Annotated in this window: 15 protein-coding genes; 9 read left to right on the top strand and 6 right to left on the bottom strand. The window is 72.2% G+C overall.

Annotated features, from left to right (window positions below; translation table 11 throughout):
* Window positions 1-29: 29 nt before the first annotated feature.
* Together J2S44_RS09915 and J2S44_RS09910 are read right to left on the bottom strand one after the other, a co-directional pair.
* Window positions 30-1,211 (bottom strand): diguanylate cyclase domain-containing protein, encoded by a 1,182-nt coding sequence (locus J2S44_RS09915; RefSeq protein ID WP_310411027.1) that lies wholly within the window; start codon window positions 1,209-1,211, stop codon window positions 30-32.
* Window positions 1,212-1,290: 79 nt separating this feature from the next.
* Window positions 1,291-2,337 (bottom strand): sugar ABC transporter substrate-binding protein, encoded by a 1,047-nt coding sequence (locus tag J2S44_RS09910; protein ID WP_310411024.1) that lies wholly within the window; start codon window positions 2,335-2,337, stop codon window positions 1,291-1,293.
* 156 nt (window positions 2,338-2,493) lie between these two features.
* Here J2S44_RS09910 and J2S44_RS09905 point away from each other — a divergent pair, with 156 nt between their 5' ends.
* The 4 genes from J2S44_RS09905 to J2S44_RS09890 all read left to right on the top strand — a co-directional run bounded on the left by J2S44_RS09905 (window position 2,494) and on the right by J2S44_RS09890 (window position 9,097).
* Window positions 2,494-3,243, top strand: coding sequence for a type 1 glutamine amidotransferase (locus tag J2S44_RS09905; RefSeq protein WP_310411021.1), 750 nt, complete (start codon window positions 2,494-2,496; stop codon window positions 3,241-3,243).
* The gene (locus J2S44_RS09900) at window positions 3,244-6,249 is read left to right on the top strand and encodes a bifunctional [glutamine synthetase] adenylyltransferase/[glutamine synthetase]-adenylyl-L-tyrosine phosphorylase (RefSeq protein ID WP_310411018.1); all 3,006 of its coding nucleotides are present in this window, start codon (window positions 3,244-3,246) and stop codon (window positions 6,247-6,249) included.
* Between the two features lie 95 nt (window positions 6,250-6,344).
* Entirely contained in the window at window positions 6,345-7,853 is a 1,509-nt protein-coding gene (gene mptB / locus J2S44_RS09895; RefSeq protein ID WP_310411015.1) for a polyprenol phosphomannose-dependent alpha 1,6 mannosyltransferase MptB, read from the top strand.
* An 806-nt stretch (window positions 7,854-8,659) separates the two neighbouring features.
* Complete coding sequence (locus J2S44_RS09890) at window positions 8,660-9,097, top strand: SgcJ/EcaC family oxidoreductase (RefSeq protein WP_310411013.1); 438 nt, start codon at window positions 8,660-8,662, stop codon at window positions 9,095-9,097.
* A gap of 38 nt (window positions 9,098-9,135) precedes the next feature.
* Here J2S44_RS09890 and J2S44_RS09885 read toward each other — a convergent pair whose 3' ends face one another.
* Window positions 9,136-10,098: a helix-turn-helix transcriptional regulator gene (locus tag J2S44_RS09885; RefSeq protein ID WP_310411010.1), complete on the bottom strand. Its 963-nt coding sequence runs from the start codon at window positions 10,096-10,098 to the stop codon at window positions 9,136-9,138.
* Window positions 10,099-10,205: 107 nt separating this feature from the next.
* Between J2S44_RS09885 and J2S44_RS09880 the strand changes: the two genes are divergently transcribed.
* Window positions 10,206-10,607, top strand: a complete 402-nt coding sequence (locus tag J2S44_RS09880; RefSeq protein ID WP_310411008.1) for a RidA family protein — start codon at window positions 10,206-10,208, stop codon at window positions 10,605-10,607.
* Between the two features lie 119 nt (window positions 10,608-10,726).
* Here J2S44_RS09880 and J2S44_RS09875 read toward each other — a convergent pair whose 3' ends face one another.
* Both J2S44_RS09875 and J2S44_RS09870 read right to left on the bottom strand, forming a co-directional pair.
* Window positions 10,727-11,758 (bottom strand): ROK family protein, encoded by a 1,032-nt coding sequence (locus J2S44_RS09875; protein WP_310411005.1) that lies wholly within the window; start codon window positions 11,756-11,758, stop codon window positions 10,727-10,729.
* A gap of 108 nt (window positions 11,759-11,866) precedes the next feature.
* Window positions 11,867-12,094 (bottom strand): TM2 domain-containing protein, encoded by a 228-nt coding sequence (locus tag J2S44_RS09870; protein ID WP_310411000.1) that lies wholly within the window; start codon window positions 12,092-12,094, stop codon window positions 11,867-11,869.
* Between the two features lie 133 nt (window positions 12,095-12,227).
* Between J2S44_RS09870 and J2S44_RS09865 the strand changes: the two genes are divergently transcribed.
* The 4 genes from J2S44_RS09865 to J2S44_RS09850 all read left to right on the top strand — a co-directional run bounded on the left by J2S44_RS09865 (window position 12,228) and on the right by J2S44_RS09850 (window position 18,387).
* Window positions 12,228-13,811, top strand: a complete 1,584-nt coding sequence (locus J2S44_RS09865) for a Ycf46 family AAA ATPase (protein ID WP_310410997.1) — start codon at window positions 12,228-12,230, stop codon at window positions 13,809-13,811.
* Window positions 13,812-13,969: 158 nt separating this feature from the next.
* Window positions 13,970-14,320, top strand: coding sequence for a ComEA family DNA-binding protein (locus tag J2S44_RS09860; protein WP_310410994.1), 351 nt, complete (start codon window positions 13,970-13,972; stop codon window positions 14,318-14,320).
* A 147-nt stretch (window positions 14,321-14,467) separates the two neighbouring features.
* Window positions 14,468-14,842: a hypothetical protein gene (locus J2S44_RS09855; RefSeq protein WP_310410991.1), complete on the top strand. Its 375-nt coding sequence runs from the start codon at window positions 14,468-14,470 to the stop codon at window positions 14,840-14,842.
* On the top strand, window positions 14,839-18,387 hold the full coding sequence (locus J2S44_RS09850) for an AAA domain-containing protein (protein ID WP_310410988.1): 3,549 nt from the start codon (window positions 14,839-14,841) through the stop codon (window positions 18,385-18,387). The genes J2S44_RS09855 and J2S44_RS09850 overlap by 4 nt, the downstream gene beginning before the upstream one ends.
* Window positions 18,388-18,454: 67 nt before the next feature.
* On the opposite strand, the gene glnA is transcribed toward J2S44_RS09850, so the two are convergent.
* Entirely contained in the window at window positions 18,455-19,879 is a 1,425-nt protein-coding gene (gene glnA / locus J2S44_RS09845; RefSeq protein ID WP_310410987.1) for a type I glutamate--ammonia ligase, read from the bottom strand.
* Between the last annotated feature and the right edge of the window lie 188 nt (window positions 19,880-20,067).

The following is a 20,067-nucleotide window of genomic DNA, read 5'->3' as shown; positions in this document are numbered from 1 at the left end:
ATGTCCCAGCGCCGGGCGGCGGAAAAGTGTTACAGCGTGGCGGGCTCCTCGTCGAGTGCGGCCGTGTAGATCGTCGGCCCGAGCCCGGCGCGTTTCGCCGCGTACATCGCGATGTCCGCGTGCTGCAGCAGCTGACTGGCGTCCGCCGCGTCCGCCGGGTAGATCGAGATGCCGATGCTGCCGTGGCTGCGCAGCACCTGACCGTCGTCGAGCACGATCGGTTCGGCGAACGCGTCCGCGATCCGGCGCGCCACCAGCAGCGCGTCGCCGGTCGTGGACAGCCGCGGCAGCAGCACCGCGAACTCGTCGCCGCCGAGGCGCGCGGCCGTGTCCGAGTCGCGGACCGCGGTCTTGAGCCGCTCCGCGACGCGTTGCAGCAGGAGGTCGCCGACCGCGTGCCCGAGCGTGTCGTTGACCTCCTTGAACCGGTTGAGGTCGATCAGCAGCAGCGCGATCCGGTCGTCGTGGCGCGCGGCCTCCCGTACCGCCCGGTCGGTCTGCTCGTGCAGCAGCAACCGGTTCGCCAGGCCGGTCAGCGGGTCGTGCAACGCCTGGTACCGGCTCGCCTCCGCCTGCCGCTCGATCCGCCGCTGGTAGCCGACCAGCACGGCGGCGGACAGGCCGAGCGGCAGCAGCACCAGCACGATCATGACCAGCGATGCGGTACGCAACCGGTTGTTCTGCGTCTCCGCCGCCTCCAGGAACGCGGTGGTCTCCAGCCGGGTGCGGTCCATCTGCGCGGTGATCTGCTTCCGCAGCGCCTGCTCCGCCAGGTCCGCCTGCGCGGCCTGCAACTGCACCTCCGCGCTCGCCTCGCCGTCGCCCAGCTCGATCATCCGGTGCAGCGTCGCGCCGTACGACCGGTAGGCGGGCAGCACGACCGTCACCGCCTGACGGTCGTCCGCGTCCGCGTGCGTGGCCAGCCAGAGCAGGCTCGGCTCGCCGGCGCCGATCACCGAGGCGAGCGGCTTGCGCCCGACGTCGCTGCCGGCCCGCAGGTAGTCGCGCATCGCGTCCTGCTCCGCGTTCAGGCTCTGGAAGACCTGGCCCCACTCGTCGCTGATCTGGTTGAGCCGGCCGACGCCGGACGTGGCGCGCTGCATGACCAGGTTCGAGGCCATGGCGAGCGCGGCCAGCGCGAGCAGGCTCAGCGCCAGACCCGCGATCGCCATCCGGGCGGCGCCGCGCCCGCCGGGGAACCGCGCCGGCATGCGGCCCACCTCCCGTACGGTTCGTGCGGCCCTGTGGGGTACCGATCGGTCCAGCCCGGCACGGGCTGAGGCGTTCCCCTCAGCGGGCATCGGTGATCGGCCGGGGACCCGACCGGGCGGCCGCCATGAGCTGCTCGACCTGCGCGCCGAGCTGGCCGGCCCGCGCCTCCGCGGACGCCTGGCGGATGATGACCGACTCCACGTTCTCCGCGGTGACCGTCAGGCCGGGGACGTAGATCCAGCCCTCCGGCAGCGGGTCGCCGCTCTTCGCGTGCTCGGCCTGGATCCAGGCGGCGACCGCGGCCTTCAGGTAGTGCTCCGGCGAGACGAGCGCGGTGAGGTGCCCGTCCCGTACCCCGGTCAGCGACTGCGTGTCCAGGTCGAACGCGCCGGTCAGCCAGCGGCCCCGCATCTCGGCCCGGACCGACGCCAGGTTGAACGCGTCCGGGTCGCCGTTGCCGAGGAACGCCAGCGCGTTCGGGTTCGCGGTGGCCAGCCGCGCCCACGCGGCCCGGTTCGCGGGCACGTCCTGCGCGGTGTCGTACGGCCCGGTGACCGTCACCCGGGGCAGTTTCTCGACGAACCGGTCCCGCATGCCCTGGGTACGGAAGTCCATGGTCGGCACGCCGGGCGCGATCGTGCCGAGCACCACGGTCCCGGTCACGTCCGCCGGCAGCCGCGCGATGATCTCGTCCGCCAGCATCCGGCCCAGTTCGTAGTTGTCGTTGGCGACCAGCAGCGGCACGCCGGACGAGGGCGGCGGCTGCACGCCGACCGCGATCAGCTGGATGCCGGCCTTGGACGCCGCGGCCATCGGCCGGGCGAGCAGCTCGGGGGAGAGCGTGGTGACCGAGATGCCGTCGATCCGGTCGTCCGTCAGCTCCTCGAACTGCTGCGCCTGACGCGCGCCGTCGACCACCTGGGGACCGGACACCGTCATCTCCACGCCGGCCACCCGCGCGGCACCGGCCTGATAGCCGAGGCCGAGCTCGACCGAGAAGTTCGAGGCGGTGTCCGGCACCAGGTACGCGATCTTCGGGGTCCCCTCGCGGCGGGGATCGCCGCACGCGCCGAGCACGGCGAGCGCCGCCAGCCCACTGAGCACCCGCCGGCGAGTGGATCTCATAACTCCATTCAAGCGCCTTTCGCCCGCGTCGACGGCAAAACGCGGTGAGCCCGTGCGCGACCGTGACCAGGCCCGGCGCCGGCGGAGCGCAGCGGCGACCGTAAACAGAGTGCGGCGCGGCGCGGGAAACCGCGCCGAAACAGATAGCCTCGATACGTGGGTACGGCGCTGGTGGTGGAGAACGATCCTGCGGACGACGTCCGGCGACTCGGTGAGTGGCTGACCGAGGCGGGCCTGACACTCGAGATCCGTCGTCCCCATGCGGGCGACGACCTGCCGGAGACGCTGGACGGCTATGCCGCCCTGGTGGTGCTCGGCGGCGAACAGCACGCCTATCCGCCCGGCGCCCCGTGGTTCCCCCGGCTGGAGAGCCTGCTGCGCAAGGCCGTGCGGTACCGGACGCCGACGCTCGCGGTCTGCCTCGGCGCGCAGCTGCTCGCGACCGCGCACAACGGCACGGTCGCGCCCAGCACGTCCGGGCCGGAGATCGGCCCCGCGCTGATCGGCCGCCGGGACGCCGCCGACACCGACCCGCTGTTCCGGTACGTGCCGCTGCTGCCGGACGTGCTGCAGTGGCACGTCGACGAGATCACCGAGCTGCCGCACGGCGCGGTGCTGCTCGCCGCGTCCACCCGCTTCCCGCACCAGGCGTTCCGGCTCGGCGACCGGGCCTGGGGCGTGCAGTTCCACATCGAGTGCGACGCCGACATGATCGCCCGATGGGCCACGAACGACGACGGCGTGCTGACCGACCTGGGCTACGCGCCGCAGGACGTGGTCGACGCCTGCGTGGCCGCGCTCGCCGACGTGGAGGAGATCTGGCAGCCGTTCGCGGCCCGGTTCGCCGCGCTCGCACTCGGCACGCTCTCCGGCGCCGGCCGCTCGCTGCCGCTGCTGGGCCAGTAGATGACCCGCCCCACCAGCGCCCGCCTGGCGCGCTACGGGTTCACGCTGGCCGGCACCGGGCCGAAGGCCGCCGACCTGCTCGGCGACCTCGGCCTGTGGAACCAGGAGACGCAGGAACCGGCCGACGAGGTCGCCGGCGAGCTGCTCACCGTGCTGTCCCGGACCGCCGACCCGAACCTCGCGCTGCGTCAGCTGCACCGGGTCGTGGAGGCGAACCCCGCACCCGAGCCGGTGCCGTCCCCGCCGGCCGGCCGGCTGCGCCGGACGCTGCACCTGCACCGGCACCACGACGAGCCGGCCGACGAGAGCCTGCTCGGCACGCTGCGCCGGGACCGGGGGCTGACCCGGCGGCTGTTCGCGGTGCTCGGCGCGTCCAGCCCGCTCGGTGACGACCTGGTCGCGGACCCGGGCCGGTGGCGCGTGCTGTGCACGGAGAAGAACGGCGTCGCGCCGGCCGCGGACGGCACGCTCGACCTGGACGGCGCACCGACGGTGGCGACGCTGCGCCGGGCGTACCGGATCGGGCTGCTGCGGATCGCGGCCGCGGACCTGACGGCCGGCCGCGGGCTGGAACAGACGATGGCCGCGATCACCGCGCTGGCCGACGCGACGATGGCCGCGGCGTACGACATGGCGGTCGCCGACCTGCCCGGCGCGGAACCGTCGCTCGCCGTGATCGCGATGGGCAAGTGCGGCGCGACCGAGCTGAACTACGTCTCCGACGTCGACGTGATCTTCGTGTGCCGCGGCGACGAGGACCTGTCCGCCGGCACCGTGGTCGCGACCCGGCTGATCGAGATCTGCGGCCAGGTCGCCTGGCAGGTCGACGCCGCGCTACGGCCGGAGGGCGGTCGTGGCCCGCTGGTCCGCACGCTCGCCAGCCACCTCGCCTACTACCACCGCTGGGCGCGCACCTGGGAGTTCCAGGCGCTGCTCAAGGCGCGCGTCGCGGTCGGCGACCGGGCGCTGGGCGAGGAGTGGCTCACCCAGCTGGGGCCGCTGATCTGGCACGCGGCCGAGCGCCCGGAGGCGGTCGACGACATCCGCAAGATGCGCCGCCGGATCATCGACCAGGTCCCGCCGAAGCAGAAGGACCGGGAGATCAAGCGCGGGCCCGGCGGCCTGCGCGACATCGAGTTCGCGGTGCAGCTGCTGCAGCTGGTGCACGGCCGGGTGGACGAGTCGCTGCGCGTCGGCGGCACGGTCCCGGCACTGCGCGCGCTGGTCAACGGCGGCTACGTCGGGCGGCAGGACGGCGAGACGCTGCTGCGCGGCTACCGGTTCCTGCGCGCGGTCGAGCACCGGCTGCAACTGCAGCAGCTCAGCCGCACGCACACCGTGCCGGACGGCGCGGACGCGCAGCGCTGGCTGGCCCAGTCGCTCGGCTACGCGCCGATGCCCGGCCGGGACGTGGTCGAGGCGTTCCGCGCGGACTGGGTCGCGCACGCGGCCGGCGTCCGCCGCCTGCACGCCAAGCTGCTCTACCGGCCGCTGCTGGAGTCCGTCGCCCGGGTGCCCGCGGAGCAGCTGCGGATGTACCCGGAGTCGGCCCGCCGCCGCCTCCAGGTGCTCGGCTACGCCGACCCGGCCGGCGCGCTGCGGCACATCGAGGCGCTCACCGGCGGACTGTCCCGGACCGCCTCGATCCAGCGCACGCTGCTGCCGGTGCTGCTGGAGGAGCTGGCCGACGCGCCCGAACCGGACCGTGGGCTGCTCAGCTACCGCCAGCTGTCCGACCAGCTCGGCAGCGCCCCCTGGTACCTGCGCCTGCTCCGCGACGAGGGCCCGGTCGTACGCCGCCTCGCCCGGCTGCTCGGCCTGTCCCGGTACGCCGCCGACCTGCTCGCCCGCGACCCGGAGGCGCTGCGCCTGCTCGCCGACGACGCGGAGCTCACGCCGCGCGACCGCGAGGTGCTCGAACCCGGCTTCGCCGCCGCGGCCGCGCGCCACCTCGCGCCCGCCGACCCCACCCAGGCGATCGGCGCGGTCCGCGCGCTGCGCCGCCGCGAACTGCTCCGGCTCGCCTGCGCGGACATCCTGGTCAACGCGGCGGACCTGGCCCCGGCCAACCCGGCCGGTCTGCTCGACATAGCGCGCGGCCTCTCCGCGGTCACCGACGCCACGCTGGCCGCCGCGGTGCGCGTCGCCCGCGAGGTGCACAAGGCCCCGGCCGAGCTGCGGTTCGCCGTCATCGGCATGGGCCGGCTCGGCGGCGACGAGATGAGCTACTCCTCGGACGCGGACGTGCTGTTCGTCTTCGACGGCGGGGACGCGGCCGCCGCGCACGCGATCGCGGAGGAACTGCGCCGGCTGCTCGGCATGCCCGCGCACGACCCGCCGCTCGGCATCGACGCGGACCTGCGCCCCGAAGGACGACAGGGCCCGCTGGTACGCAGCCTCGCCGCGTACCGCTCGTACTACGACCGCTGGTCGAAGATCTGGGAGGCACAGGCGCTGCTGCGCGCCCGGTACGTCTGCGGCGACCAGGCACTCGGCGCCGAGTTCCTGGCGCTGGCCGACACGCTGCGCTACCCGGACGGCGGGCTCAGCCGGGAGCAGGTCACCGAGATCCGCCGGATCAAGGCCCGGGTGGAGAACGAGCGGCTGCCCCGCGGCGCCGACCCGGCCACCCACACCAAGCTCGGGCGCGGCGGGCTCGCGGACGTCGAGTGGGCCGTGCAGCTGCTCCAGCTCCGGCACGCGCACGCGGTGCCGGGACTGCGCTCCACCCGGACGCTGGACGCGCTCGACGCGGCACACGGCGCCGGGCTGGTCGACGCGGCGGACACGGCCGCGCTGCGCGCCGGCTGGACGCTCGCGGCCGAGGTACGCAACGCGCTCACGCTGGTCCGCGGCCGGCCCACCGACCAGCTGCCCCGGCACGGCCCGGAACTGGCCGGCGTGGTCCAGCTGCTGGGCGCGCACGACCCGCAGGAGTTCGTCGACGAGTACCTGCGCACCACCCGGCGGGCGCGGGCGGCCACCGAACGCGTGCTCGACTCGTGATCAGTGTCGTTACTCATGGCGGGCCGGTGCGCCCGGCGGCGGTGGCTTAGCCTTTCTGGCGGCCGTCCCGACGACGAACTGGAAGCGATTTCACCGTGACCATCGCACCGCCCGATGTGAAGAAGCCGCTCGCACTGCTGACGGTGGCACGCTGGTCCGGGTTCGCCGGTGCGGTGATGCTCGGTGTCGCGGCGTTCCTCGGCGGCGCGCTGCCGGTGCCGCAGCCGGAGTGGGTCTCACCGCGCACGATCTGGCTGTCCGAGAACGGGCCGGCCTCGGTCCTGCTGTACTTCGGCGGCGTGCTCCTGCTGCTGCTCGCCTGGTGGCGGGCCCGGGCCGGCGAGCTGACCGTGCGCTGGGTCGCGGTGACGGCGGCGCTGTGGTCGCTGCCGCTGCTCGTCGCGCCGCCGCTGGCCAGCCGGGACGTCTACCCGTACTCGTGCCAGGGGGAGATCTTCGCGGCCGGGATCGATCCGTACCGCAACGGCGTCGCCGCACTGCCCTGCGAGTGGCTGGACCTGGTGACGCCGATGTGGCGGGAGACCCCGGCACCGTACGGCGCGGTCTTCATGGCGGTCGCCGGCCTGGTCGCGCACGTCACCGGCACGCTGTGGGCCTCGATCGCCGGGTTCCGGGCCGCCGCGGTGCTCGGCCTGGTCCTCGCCGCGGTCAGCCTGCCCGCGCTGGCCCGCCGGGCCGGTGCCGACCCGGCCCGCGCACTCTGGTTCGGCCTGGCCACGCCGCTGGTCGGCGTGCACCTGCTGTCCGGCTCGCACAACGACGCGCTGATGCTCGGCCTGTTCCTCGCCGGCCTCGCGGTCACGCCCCGCCCCGCCACCACCCGCGACGCCGCGTGGTGGCTCCGGCTGGCCGCCGCCGGCGCGCTGATCGGCCTGTCCGTCGGCGTCAAGGGCACCGCACTGGTCGTGCTGCCGTTCGCCGCGCTGCTCGCGATCGGCGCCCCGTTCCGCTGGCGCGCGCTCTGGCCGGTCGCGGCCGTGCTCACCGGCGGCGCCGTGGCCGCGCTGGCCGGCACCACGCTCGCGGCCGGGCTCGACTTCGGGTGGCTGGCCGCGCTCTCCAGCACCGGCGACTCAGTGGTCTGGCAGTCACCGCCGACCGCCGCCGGCCTGACCGTCGAGTGGCTGATCCGCATGGTCGGCATCAAGACCAAGGTCTACGGGTTCTTCCGCGTCGTCGCCCTGATCCTGCTGGTCCCGGTGCTGATCGCGATCTGGTGGCGGGCCCGCCGCGAGCAGACCGACGCGACGGTGCTGCACCACGCCGGCCTCGCGCTCGCGGCCACGCTCGCGCTCTCCCCGGTCGTCAACATCTGGTACATGACCTGGCCGATCGCGCTCCTCGCGATCGCCGCCGCATCCGGTCGCGGCCTGCTCGGCATCACGTTCGTCACGGTCGGCGGCCTGTTCCTGATCATGCCGGACGGCACCGGCCTGGCCTACTTCACCCGCATCCCCGGCGCACCGCTGATGCTGGCGTTCTCGATCTGGTTCATCGTCCGGCTCGTCCGCCACCTGCGCGAGGAACGCCGACCGAACCCCACCGCCGGAACCGAACCGGCGTCACCCACGGCCACCGCCTAGCGGCGCTCCCTGCCTCGCCCGGCACCCACGCCCGGCACCCACGCCGGGCACCCGTGCCGGTTGGCCGTGCCGGGCGGCTGTGCCGGTTGGCCGTGCCGGGCGGCCGTGCCCGAAATTTCACCATAAGGTGGCTACGCTGTCGGTGACGTGCGTCGAGTCCGCGCAGACGCTCGACGCGTGAATTTCGTGACCGGTCTTCGCATGGCGCTCAATGGCCGCCGCGATCATTGACCGATGCGAAAAAGAGGTCAACAGGCCTCTTGGCGGTGCTTTTCGCATCGGTCAATGATCGTTCGCGTCGGCACTGCCGGATGATCGTCACGCTGAAGCGGCGATGGTCATCCTGTTATGCGGAAATATCGGTTATAGAGGCTCGTGTCGGGTCGGCGGGTCTGCGCTGCTATGCCGCAGGCACAGGGCAAGGTCAACTTGGTGCCCCCTGCCACTGCCGCCAGCTACTTCAGCAGCCGGGCACGGCCGCCGCCGGGCACTGGCCAACGGCGGTACCGGCCGCCGCCGCGCACTGGCCGCCGGCGGGTACTGACCGGCCGCCGCCGGGCACTCGCCACCGGCGGGTATCGGTCACCACCGGGCACCGGATGCCCGGGTATCAGCCCGCTGCCGGATGCCGGGTATCAGCCCGCCGTCGGGTACCGGGTGTCGACGACTGACGACATTCCTGGCTGCTTCTCCGCCGGTGTGGCACCGGGTCGTGCGGAACCTCGCCGCCCGGCCCGGTGCCGCCGTGGTGGCCGCGATCCGGGGTTCGGGGGCAAGCCGGTGTGCGGGGGTGTCACCATCGGCAGATGGAGGCTTTCGAGGAGGCCGTGACCGCGCTGCACACCGCCGTGCTCACCGCCTGGAACGACCGCGACGCCGCCGCCTTCGCCGCACGATTCGCACCCGGCGGCCACCTGATCGGCTTCGACGGCAGTCAGATACCGGCCCCGGAGATCGAGGCACACCTGCGCCCGATCTTCTCCGGCCACGCCACCGCCACCTACGTCTGGAAGGTTCGCGACGTGCACGCCCTGTCCGACCGGGTGGCGCTGCTCCGGGCGATCACCGGCATGCTGCCTCCCGGCGCCGAGGTGCCGCATCCGGCCCTGAACGCGGTCCAGTCCCTGATCGCCGTCCACGGTCCCGCCGGCTGGCGTGTCGCGCTGCTCCAGAACACACCCGCCCAGTATCACGAACGTCCCGACCTCGCCGAGTCCCACACCGCCGAGCTCACCCCACCCTGACCGGGTGCGCCCACCGGCGGGTGCGGCCGCGTCGACGGCTACTCGTACCGGCTGGCGATTGTGGTGGCGCGGGTGTGCAGGGCGGTGCGCAGGGACGGTGGGGACAGGGCCTCGGCGTGCGTGCCGAACTGCCACAGTGCCCACTCGGCGTGCCAGGCGTCCTGGTAGGTCAGTTCGAGGTGCGGCCAGCCGTCGGGGCCGGGGAGTTCGGCGCGGACGGCCACCGCGGTGTTCACCAGGGCCTCGCGGTGTGCCGGGTCGACGCGGGCCAGCACGGTGAGGTGGCCGTCGGCGAGGAACCGGGCGCAGCGGTCGCGCCAGAGCCGGTCCAGGTCGACGTGGTCGGGTCGGTCCGCCGGTTCGGGGAGGCATGCGGCGGCCCGCACCCGGGACATCCGGTAGGTGCGGTCGTCGCCGGACCTCGTGGCCAGCAGGTAGGCGCGGTCCCGCACGGTGACCAGGCCGACGGGGTCCACGGTGCGCCATCGGGGCGGCTCGCCGGTCGCCGCGTACAGCAGCCGCAACCGGCGCCCGGCCAGCACCGCGCGCCGGACCTCGGCCATCGTCGTGTCCGGCACGTCCTCGGTGACGGGGCGGCGGGAGAGCAGGTCGACCTCCGGTTCGACCAGGAAGCGCCGGGCGGCCTCGTCGGCGGTGGCCAGGTGGCCGTCGGGCAGCGCGTCGACGACCTTGCGGACGGCCGAGGCGAGTGCCGGGCCGAGGCCGAACGCCCGCTCACGGCGGCTCGATCCGGCGGCCAGCAGCGCGAGTGTCTCGTCGTGGTTCAGCCCGGTCAGTTCGGTACGGAAGCCGGGCAGCAGCGCGTACCCGCCGTACCGGCCGCGTTCGGCGTAGACCGGGACGCCGGCGGTGGAGAGCGCTTCGATGTCGCGCAGCACGGTGCGGGTGGACACCTCCAGCTCGCGGGCCAGCGCGTCGGCGGTCATCCGCCCGTGTCGGCGCAGCAGCAGGACCAGCGAGACCAGTCGATCGGCGCGCATCCGGCGACTCTACCGAGATATGTGACAGAGGATGGCGTGATTTACCGGCAGGCTGCATTCCGGACGGCGGCGGCAGAGGCCGCGCCGACGGGACGGACGGAGTCGATGTGGCAGTGGAACGCGTGGCGGTCAACCCGGTGACGTGGTCGGCGGAGCTGGGGTTCAACCAGGGCGAGATGGTCACCGGGCAGACCCGGACGCTGTACTGCTCCGGGCAGACCGCGATGGACGCCGACGGCCGGCCGCGGCACGACGGTGACATGGCGGCGCAGCTCGCGCTCAGCCTGGACAATCTGGAGGCGGTACTGGTCGGGGCCGGCATGTCGCTGGCGAACCTGGTCCGGCTCACCGTCTACACCACGGACGTCGATCTGCTGTTCCCGCACTACGGCGTGCTGGCGGCACGGCTGGCCGCCGCCGGGGTGGCACCGGCCACCACGATGCTCGGCGTGACCCGGCTGGCGATCCCGGGGCAGCTGGTCGAACTGGAGGGCACCGCCGTCGCCTGAGCGGCCCGCGGTTTTTCGGAACCAGCATCGGAACCGGCAGGGAGGAGCGCCGGCGACGACCGGTGCCCGCGGGAGCATGCGGGCCGCACCACGCCGGGAGCGGGAAAATCCGGAATGGTTTATTCGCCCGGCAGGTGGCGTTCCAGCGCCGCGATCGCGGCGCCCCGGGCCCCGGCCATGTCCAGGTCCGGGACCAACGCGAACGTCGCCACGGCGGCCTGTTCCGCGCGCAGCAGCGTGTGCTCGCGGACGGTCTTGATGAACCACTCGCGGAAGTGCGGCTGGGTCTCGACGACGCCGCCGCCGACGAAGTAGGCGTGCGGGTCGGTGAAGTTGGCGGCGACCGTGAAGAGGCGGCCGATCGCGGCGGCCTGCTGGGCGAAGACGCGCAACGCCATCTCGTCGCCGGCCTCGGCCATGCCGCGCAACTTCTTCGCGGCGGCCAGGACGGACGGTTCGGCGTGCAGCGGGTGGTCGGGGTAGCGGGACAGCCAGTAGGGAAGGAGGTTCTGGGCGATGCCGGTGAGCGACGCGATGCTCTCCGAGTCGCCGGTGAAGCCGCAGTTGCAGAGCGGGAGCGGCTGGTCGTCCTCGATCAGGCCGTGCAGCGGGATGGTGACGTGGCCGAGCTCGCCGGCCATGCCCGCGGCACCCTTGACGACCTGCCCGTTCTCGACCACGCCGCCGCCGAGGCCGGTGCCGACGATCGCGGCGATGGACGAGGTGTCCGCGGCGGCGCCGCCGAAGTAGACGTGGTGGGCGTAGAGCGCGGCCGCGTTGCCGTCGTTGTGGTAGACGACCGGCAAACCGAGCCGGGCCTCGAGCGCGCCGCGGATGTCGAAGCCGTGCCAGGCGGGCTCGGAGAAGTTCGTCGAGCCCTTCTGCGAGATCACGCCGTCCGCGGTGGCGGGGCCGGGCGTGTCCAGCCCGACCGCGACGACCGCCTCGCGCGGTACGCCGGTGACGGCCAGGATGTTGTCGAGCGCGTCGGCGAGCGCGGTGACGGCCGGCTCCGGGCCTTCCTTGACCCGGCTGGGGATCTCCACCATCCGGTCGACCAGGAACTCACCGGCCGCGGTCAGGATGGTCGCGTTGTTCGCGGTGCCGCCGTTGTCGAGCCCGACGACCACCGGTCCGTTCACCAACACCATCGTCGCCTCCGCCACGCGCCGGAACCCTGACCCGCATCGTACCGACGATCTTCGGTGGCGGAGACGGATCGGCCCCCGGGGAAAACCCCGGGGGCCGATCACGACGGCTCAGCGGGCGAGCGGGAGACCCTGCTTGTCGGAGAACTTGCCGACGATGATCATGATCAGGTCGATCAGGGTCCAGATGCCGAAGCCGCCGAGGGTGATCAGCATCAGGATGCCGGTGCCGATCTTGCCGACGTAGAAGCGGTGAACGCCCAGCGTGCCGAGGAAGAGGCAGAGCAGGATGGCGACGACCCAGGACTTCTGACCGGCGGCGACGGGGGTGGTGGACATGATTCTGGTATCTCCTAGCTGAAAGTTCCCTGGAAAATCGATGCACAATAACGGGACACGGTGCTGATCGGCAACAGGCTTTCGGTTGATTGCTAACCTTCTGCCGGTCCGATGTCCGCGGGGAGGTAAATCGATGGCATCCGTCGGATTTCGGGGTGACCTCTCGCAGGCATTCCGCGCCAGAATCCCGATTCTGTACGTCGAGTCCTACGAGGAGCATCGCGCGCTCGCCGAAATCGCCGCGGTCGCCCGGGACCCGGAACTGGTCCGTACCCCGCGTGCGCTGCTCACCTGGTCGCCGACGAGCGGACTGATCCAGCCGGACGGCAGCGCCCGGCGCGGCGCGGTCGACCCGGAGGACGCGCTCGTCGCCGCGCTGCGCACCGAGGAGCCGAGCGTCTTCGTCTTCTGCGACCTGCACGGCACGCTCGGCCCCGCGGTCGTCCGGCTGCTCCGCGACGTCGCGGTCGCGTTCCGGGCCGGCCCGGTCCCGCGCACGCTGATCATCCTCGCGCCCGCCCTGCACATCCCGCACGACCTGGAGCGGGAGGTCTCCATCCTGGACTTCCCGCTCCCGGCCGAGACCGAGATCCGGGCGCTGCTGGACCGCATGATCGACGACAACGTGGCGACCGGCCGGATCACGGTCACGCTCACCCCCGGCGACCGGGAGCGCTTCGCGAAGGCCGCGCTCGGGCTGACGCTGCACGAGGCGGAGAACGCGTTCGCCCGCGCCATGGTCGACGACGCGGTGCTGACCCCGGCCGACCTCGCGGTCGTCCACGAGGAGAAGCGCCAGGCGGTACGCAAGTCCGGCCTGCTGGAGTTCGTCGAGCCGCACACCGGCCTGGCCGACGTCGGCGGCCTGGAGAACCTGAAGCGCTGGCTGCTGCGCCGCGACGGCACCTGGCTCGACGAGGCCGCCGCCTGGGGCCTGCCCGCCCCGCGCGGCGTGCTGATCACCGGCGTGCCCGGCTGCGGCAAGTCGCTCACCGCGAAGGCGGTCGCGGCCGGCTGGGGCCTGCCGTTGCTCCGGCTCGACATGGGCCGCGTGTTCAGCGGGCTGGTCGGCTCGTCCGAGCAGAACATGCGCACCGCGATCCGCGCGGCCGAGGCCACGTCGCCCTGCGTGCTCTGGGTCGACGAGATCGAGAAAGGGCTCGCGGCGTCGGGCGCCGGCGCCGGCGACAACACCGGCACCGGCGCCCGGGTCTTCGGCACGTTCCTCACCTGGCTGCAGGAGAAGACCCGCCCGGTCTTCGTCATGGCCACCGCGAACGACATCGCCCGCCTCCCCGCCGAACTGCTCCGCAAGGGACGCTTCGACGAGATCTTCTTCGTCGACCTGCCCACCGGCCCGGAACGCACCGCGATCTGGACCGTCCACCTCACCCGCCGCCTCAGCCGTCCCGCCGTCGCCGGCCGGCTCGACCTCACGCCGTCGCTGCTGACCGAGCTCACCAAGCTCACCGACGGCTTCTCCGGCGCCGAGATCGAACAGGCCGTGGTCTCCGCGCTCTACGACGCGTTCGCGCAGCGCCGCCCGCTGGAGCGCGAGGACCTGGTGCGCGCCGTCACCAACACGGTGCCACTCAGCGTGACGCAGGCGGAACGGATAACCGCGATCCGCTCCTGGGCCGCCGACCGCGCGGTCGCCGCGACCGCGCCGGAGGACTGGGACATGGGCACCGGCAACGGCCGCGCCGTAGAGTTCTGATCTCTGGCCGGTCTGCGTCTCGGAGGGTCGTCGCGGTGAGTTGGTGGCAGCGTTTTACCGGTTCCGAAGCCCCACCGCCCCGTCACGACGAGTCACCGTCGTTCTGGCCGATGGCCGCGCCACGACCGGACCGCCCGGCCCCGCCCACACCCTCGGCCATGCCCGCGCTGCCGGCCGCGTCCTCGCCCGCCGCCGACGACCAGCTGGTGCTGCCGCCGATGCCGCCCGGCACCCGGCCGCCCACGTTCGTCGACCGGGTGGACGTCAACGCGGCGACCGCGGACGAGCTGACCGTCCTGCCCGGCCTCACCCCGGCCGGCGTCGCGCGCGCCGTCGACCTGCGCGAACTCGGCGGCCCGTTCACCGGCGTGGACGAGTTCTTCACCGCCGCCGGCGTCGACCCGGCCGACCAGCCCCGCCTGCTGAACCTGCTCGCCTGCCACCCACCGCACCGGCCGTACGACCGCAGTGCGCCGTACGTCCCGGCGACCCGCATCCTGGACGTCTGACTCCCGGCGTGGTCGGCCCGCGGGCCGACGAAAGAGTAATTCGGTCAATCGTCCATGCCGGTCGGAAAATTGACATGGACATTCTTCGCGCACTGACAATCCGTAGCCTGTCAGATGCATTTCGGCGTATGTCTATGGGAGGCATGGGTGTCGGAGGTTGTCGTTGACGTCAGCTTCACCGCTCTACCGGAAGATGATGACTTCGTCCTCGACCAACTGACGGACGAGCTCGCCGAGGACCTGAGCGGCATCGGCGAGGCGAGCCGGCTCGAGGCGCCGGTGGATCCGCAGAACAAGGGCGTCGGCGAGCTGGTGCTGTCCACCGTGGCCGCGGTGGCCGGGACGGACCCGGGCTACGCTCAGGCGCTGGTCGATCTCATCCTCGGTTTTCTCAACCGCAACCAGGGCCGCAGGGCGCATCTGAAGGTCGGCGACGTTGAGCTGACCATCGATCAGCCGACCAAGGCGGAGACCTCGGAGCTGATCGACATCGTCCGGGGCGCGATCGAGCGTTCCCGTTGACCGGCCGGTTCGCGTTGGTGCTCGGTACCGCGAGCTACCGCACCGACTCGGCACTCACCGCACTGCCCGGTGTCCGGCACGATGTCGCGCAGATGAAGGCCGTGCTGGACACGGACGGCGGCTTCGACAGCGTCGAGGCCCACGTGGACCTGCCCGCCACGCACATGAAGGAGATCGTCGAGCGGTTCTACGGCGCCCGGCGTACCGGCGATCTCGCGTTGTTCTACTACTCCGGGCACGGCGTCATGCATCCGGACAACCAGTCCCTGTTCCTCGCGGCCGTCGACACCGATACGGACGTCCTGCACCACTCCGCGCTGGATGTCGACGGTTTCCTCCGGCACATGATCAACACCGGCAAGGCCAGCCAGAAGGCGGTGTTCCTGGACTGCTGCTTCTCCGGTGCGTTCTCCGCGCGGCACCGTTTCACCGGGGCCGTACGGCAGGAGCCGCGTCGTCTGAAGCGTGAGCGCGGCACGTTCATGCTGCAGTCGAGCGACCACCGGAAGGCATCCAAGGCCCAGGGGCCCGACAAGCCGTCGGTCTTCACCGAGGTCCTGCTCGACGGCCTTCGCGGCGCCGCCCAGGGGACCGCCGACGACGGCTGGATCACCGCGTACGACCTGGCCCGCTACGCCATGTCCGAGATGTCACGGCGCCGTCAGGACAAGCCGGTCGAGTCCAGCGAGGGTGTCACCGAACCGATCAGGCTGGTGGCCGGGCCGGTCGGCGCCCCGGAGCGGCAGGCACCGGACTCCCCGGCCGGCGAGCCGGACGACGCGCCGTTCGACACCGACCGCTGGCGGCGGTTGCTCACCTACTACGCCGACTGCCTGCAGCGGTCGGCCGTCCTGCAGTACTTCGTGAATCCGGCGGACAGCAACTCGTACCTGCCGGCTCCGGCGGGCCGGGAGGCCGTCTTCTCGGCTACCGCCCCGATCCGCCTTCGCGACTCCGGCCGGCAGCTGGCGACGTTCGCCGAGAACGAGGGGCGTTCCCTGCGGTACGGCTACCCGGTGGTCGCCATGCGGCAGAAGGGCCAGCAGAACACCTCGCTGGCACCGCTTCTGGTCTGCGACCTGACCGTCGGCGAGGACGGGCTGGCGCATCCGGCGCCACCGCAGCCCAGCCCCGCGTTGATCGACTGCTTCCAGCTGGCACCCGTCGAGGCGGACGAGCTTCGGCAGGCGGTGGCCGAGCTGCTCGTACCCGGGGACCACGCGTCGCTCGCCGAGACCGTCCGCCGGGTAGCCGCCACCTTCGGACTGAAGCCGGTCACGGATCTCGACCCGGAGACCGTGGCCGGTACGGTGCGTCCGGGCCCGCTCAACCGGGTGCAGAACGCCGGAATGCTGTTCGCCACCGGCAGCGCGCAGTCACCGGAGGCCCGGCTGGTCGACGACCTGCGCGACATCGTCAAGAACGCGGGGAAGATCGAGTCGACCGCGCTGGGCGCACTGTCCGCACCGGTCGCAGACACGGCGGACGGCGACGTGCTGACGGTGGCGCTGAGCCCGGTCAACGAGACGCAGGAAGAGATCATCCGAGCGGCGATGAGCCGGCGGCTGACCGTCGCCCAGGGGCCGCCGGGTACCGGTAAGAGCCAGCTGGTCACCGCGCTGCTGGCCACCGCCACGACGGCCGGGCAGAGCGTGCTGATCGGCTCGACCAACAACCGGGCCGTCGACGAGGTCGTCGACCGGGTGACCGGCATGGTCGGCCCGGGACTGGTGCTGCGTACCGGGAACAAGGAGTACCTGCAACGGGAGCCGGAGTTCCTGACCGACGTGATGCGGGCCTGGCAGTCGCCGGTGCCGGACGCGCACGGTCCGTCGCAGGAGCTCCGGCTCGCCGCTACGGAGATGCGGCGGCTTCGCGACGACCTCGATCGGCACCGCCTGCTCGAACGGGATCTCGCGGACCTCGCCCTGGAGCGTGACGGGGCACTGGCGGACCTGGACGACGCCGCTCTGGCGACGCTCGGCGACCTCGTCGACCGCGCGTTGGGCAGCCGGTGGTTCGGCTGGTGGTACCGCCGCCGGTTGCGGTCCCGCGGAGTGCTCGACCGGGACGCGATCGCCGTGCTGGGCGAGCAGACGGCCGTCGAGCGGTCGTGGCGGGCACGACGTCGCGACCACGAGTCCATGCCGTCCACGGCGGAGGAGGCGTGGGCGCGGCTGCGGACGCTGCGCGACGACCTGCGGCCGAAACACAGCGATCAGCTGCTGCGCGCGCAGATCACGGCCCGGGTCACCGGCGGTGTCACCCTGCTGCGGAACCGGGCCGACGAGATGGCCAAGCCCGCGCCGAGGAGCTGGAGCTACATGCCCGAGCTTCTCCGCGTACTCCCCGGGTGGGCTGTCACCGCCATGTCGGCCCGCCGGTTGAAGCCGAGCGCCGGGCTGTTCGACCTGGTGATCATCGACGAGGCGGCGCAGTGCACGATTCCGGCGATCCTGCCGATGCTCTACCGTGCGAAACGCGCCCTGATCATCGGCGACCCCCGGCAGCTGTCGCCGGTCGCCGGACTCGAGCCCCGGGAGGACCGGCAGGAGCAGGCTCGGGCGGGCCTCGGACATCAGTGGCTGACCGACCGCCGCCTCACCTATGCCGAGCACACGGCGTACGAGGCGTTTGCCACCGCGGCCGGGAGCGCGAGCCTGCTCGACGAGCACTACCGCTGCCATCCGGAGATCATCGAGGCACCGAACCGGGTCGTCTACCAGAACCGGCTCACCGTCCTCACCGACCCGGCCCGGCTGACGGCCCCGGCCGACCCCGCCATCCGGTGGACCCACGTGCCCGGCCGGTTCTCCCGCGGCGACACCGGCGGATCCGGTCGCAACGACGCCGAGGTCCACGCGGTCGTCGCCGAGGTGCCGCAGCTGCGCAAGGACTATCCCAGCGCATCGATCGGCATCGTCACGCCGCTCGCCGCCCAGCAACGGCTCCTGGACCGGGCGCTGCGCGACGCCGGCATCGGTGGTGACTGGCTGTGCGCCACCATCCACAAGTTCCAGGGCAGCGAGAAGGACATCATGGTGGTCTCGCCGGTCGGGGCACAAGGCATCAACGACCGTACCCGTGGCTGGCTGGTCGACCAGACGAATCTGTGGAACGTCGCGATCACCCGCGCCCGCTCGCAGCTGATCGTCGTCGGTGACCGGTCGTGGTGGTCCGGGCAGCGAGGCCTGATCGCCGCGCTCGCCGGACCGCCGTCGCCGGTGTCCGCCGCCGGGCTCGACACCGGGCCGCGCCCGGTGGACCGCCTGGTACCGGTGCTCCGGTCCGCCGGGCTGACGGTCGAGTGGGGCACGCCGCTGCCCGGATACCCGGTCGACCTGACGCTGACCGGCAACAGCGATCTGGCAGTGGTGATCGACGACCCCGAGGGGGACCCGGACGGCCGCGCGCTGCGCCGTACCCTGGCCCGCCTCGACGTCATCGCCGGCACCGCGGAGGTGCGGCGCGTGCCGGCCTGGCGCTGCATCGCCGAACCGGATCAGGTCACGGCCGAGCTGCGGGAGGCCGTGCAGCGCGGCTGAACGGACGAAGGCCGGTCCCCGAGCGGGGACCGGCCTTCACCGTGTCGGCTGTTCAGGCGTGCCTGGATCAGCAGTCGTAGTACATCGCGAACTCGTGCGGGGTCGGGCGCAGGCGGACCGCGTCGACCTCGTTGGAGCGCTTGTAGTCGATCCAGGTCTCGATCAGGTCCTCGGTGAAGACGCCGCCCGCGGTGAGGTACTCGTGGTCGGACTCGAGGCGGTCGAGCACGGCGTCGAGGGAGCCCGGCACCTGCTTGACGTTCGCGACCTCCTCCGGCGGCAGGTCGTAGAGGTCCTTGTCGATCGGGGCCGGCGGCTCGATCTTGTTCTTGATGCCGTCCAGGCCGGCCAGCATCATGGCGGAGAACGCCAGGTACGGGTTGCTCGACGGGTCCGGCACGCGGAACTCGACGCGCTTGGCCTTCGGGTTGGTGCCGGTGACCGGGATGCGGGTGCAGGCGGACCGGTTACGCGCCGAGTAGACCAGGTTGACCGGCGCCTCGAAGCCCGGCACCAGGCGACGGTACGAGTTGACCGTCGGGTTGGTGAACGCGAGCAGCGACGGCGCGTGGGTCAGCAGACCGCCGATGTACCACCGGGCGGTGTCGGACAGGCCGCCGTAGCCGGTCTCGTCGTAGAACAGCGGCTCGCCGTTCGCCCACAGCGACTGGTGGGTGTGCATGCCCGAGCCGTTGTCGCCGAACAGCGGCTTCGGCATGAACGTGGCCGTCTTGCCCTCGGCCCACGCGGTGTTCTTGACGATGTACTTGAACAGCTGGACCTGGTCACCGGAGTGCAGCAGCGTCGAGAACTTGTAGTTGATCTCGGCCTGGCCGGCGGTGCCGACCTCGTGGTGCGCCCGCTCGATGGTGAAGCCCGAGCTGATCAGGTTGGTGACCATCTTGTCGCGCAGGTCGGCGTAGTGGTCGACCGGCGGGACGGGGAAGTAGCCGCCCTTGTACGCGGTCTTGTAACCGCGGTTGCCGCCCGGCTCCTCCTTGCCGGAGTTCCACCAGCCCTCGATCGAGTCGATGTGGTAGAACGCCTCGTTCGCCTGGGTGCTGTGGCGGATCGAGTCGAAGATGTAGAACTCCGCCTCGGCGCCGAAGTAGGCGGTGTCCGCGATGCCGGAGGAGGCGAGGTAGGCCTCGGCCTTCTTGGCGACGTTGCGCGGGTCACGCGAGTACGGCTCGCGCGTGAACGGGTCGTGGATGAAGAAGTTCAGCGCGACCGTCTTGGCGATCCGGAACGGATCGATGAAGGCGGAGGCGACGTCCGGCAGCAGCAGCATGTCGGACTCGTGGATGGCCTGGAACCCGCGGATCGAGGACCCGTCGAAGGCGAGGCCGTCGGCGAAGACGGAGTCGTCGAAGGACTCAACCGGCACCGTGAAGTGCTGCATCACGCCCGGCAGGTCGCAGAAACGAATATCGACGAACTTTACGTCCTCATCCTTGAGGTATCGCAGGAGCTCCTCGGAATTGGCGAACACACGTCCTCCTGGCACGTCCACTTTTGGCTAGGCTGGTCGCGACCGTATGGCTACCGGGTTGCCCGAGCATGTCTCGATTGTTTCTGCCATGTTACGACCGGGTGCTGCGGGATTATGGCCCGAACAGGTGCGCGGTCGCGGCCTGAACGGACCATACAGGTCACCCGCCGCCCGGTGTCGCGGCTCCC

It is taken from the genome of Catenuloplanes niger (assembly GCF_031458255.1).
Taxonomy (GTDB): Bacteria; Actinomycetota; Actinomycetes; order Mycobacteriales; family Micromonosporaceae; genus Catenuloplanes; species Catenuloplanes niger.
This window is presented reverse-complemented; position numbering and strand designations above follow the sequence as displayed.

Coding starts and splice junctions, on each gene's coding strand:
- J2S44_RS09900 (WP_310411018.1), top strand. CDS start 3,244: ATGACCCGCCCCACCAGCGCCCGCCTGGCGCGCTACGGGTTCACGCTG.
- J2S44_RS09890 (WP_310411013.1), top strand. CDS start 8,660: ATGGAGGCTTTCGAGGAGGCCGTGACCGCGCTGCACACCGCCGTGCTC.
- J2S44_RS09915 (WP_310411027.1), bottom strand. CDS start 1,211: ATGCCGGCGCGGTTCCCCGGCGGGCGCGGCGCCGCCCGGATGGCGATC.
- J2S44_RS09860 (WP_310410994.1), top strand. CDS start 13,970: ATGCCCGCGCTGCCGGCCGCGTCCTCGCCCGCCGCCGACGACCAGCTG.
- J2S44_RS09910 (WP_310411024.1), bottom strand. CDS start 2,337: ATGAGATCCACTCGCCGGCGGGTGCTCAGTGGGCTGGCGGCGCTCGCC.
- J2S44_RS09885 (WP_310411010.1), bottom strand. CDS start 10,098: ATGCGCGCCGATCGACTGGTCTCGCTGGTCCTGCTGCTGCGCCGACAC.
- J2S44_RS09865 (WP_310410997.1), top strand. CDS start 12,228: ATGGCATCCGTCGGATTTCGGGGTGACCTCTCGCAGGCATTCCGCGCC.
- J2S44_RS09875 (WP_310411005.1), bottom strand. CDS start 11,758: ATGGTGTTGGTGAACGGACCGGTGGTCGTCGGGCTCGACAACGGCGGC.
- J2S44_RS09870 (WP_310411000.1), bottom strand. CDS start 12,094: ATGTCCACCACCCCCGTCGCCGCCGGTCAGAAGTCCTGGGTCGTCGCC.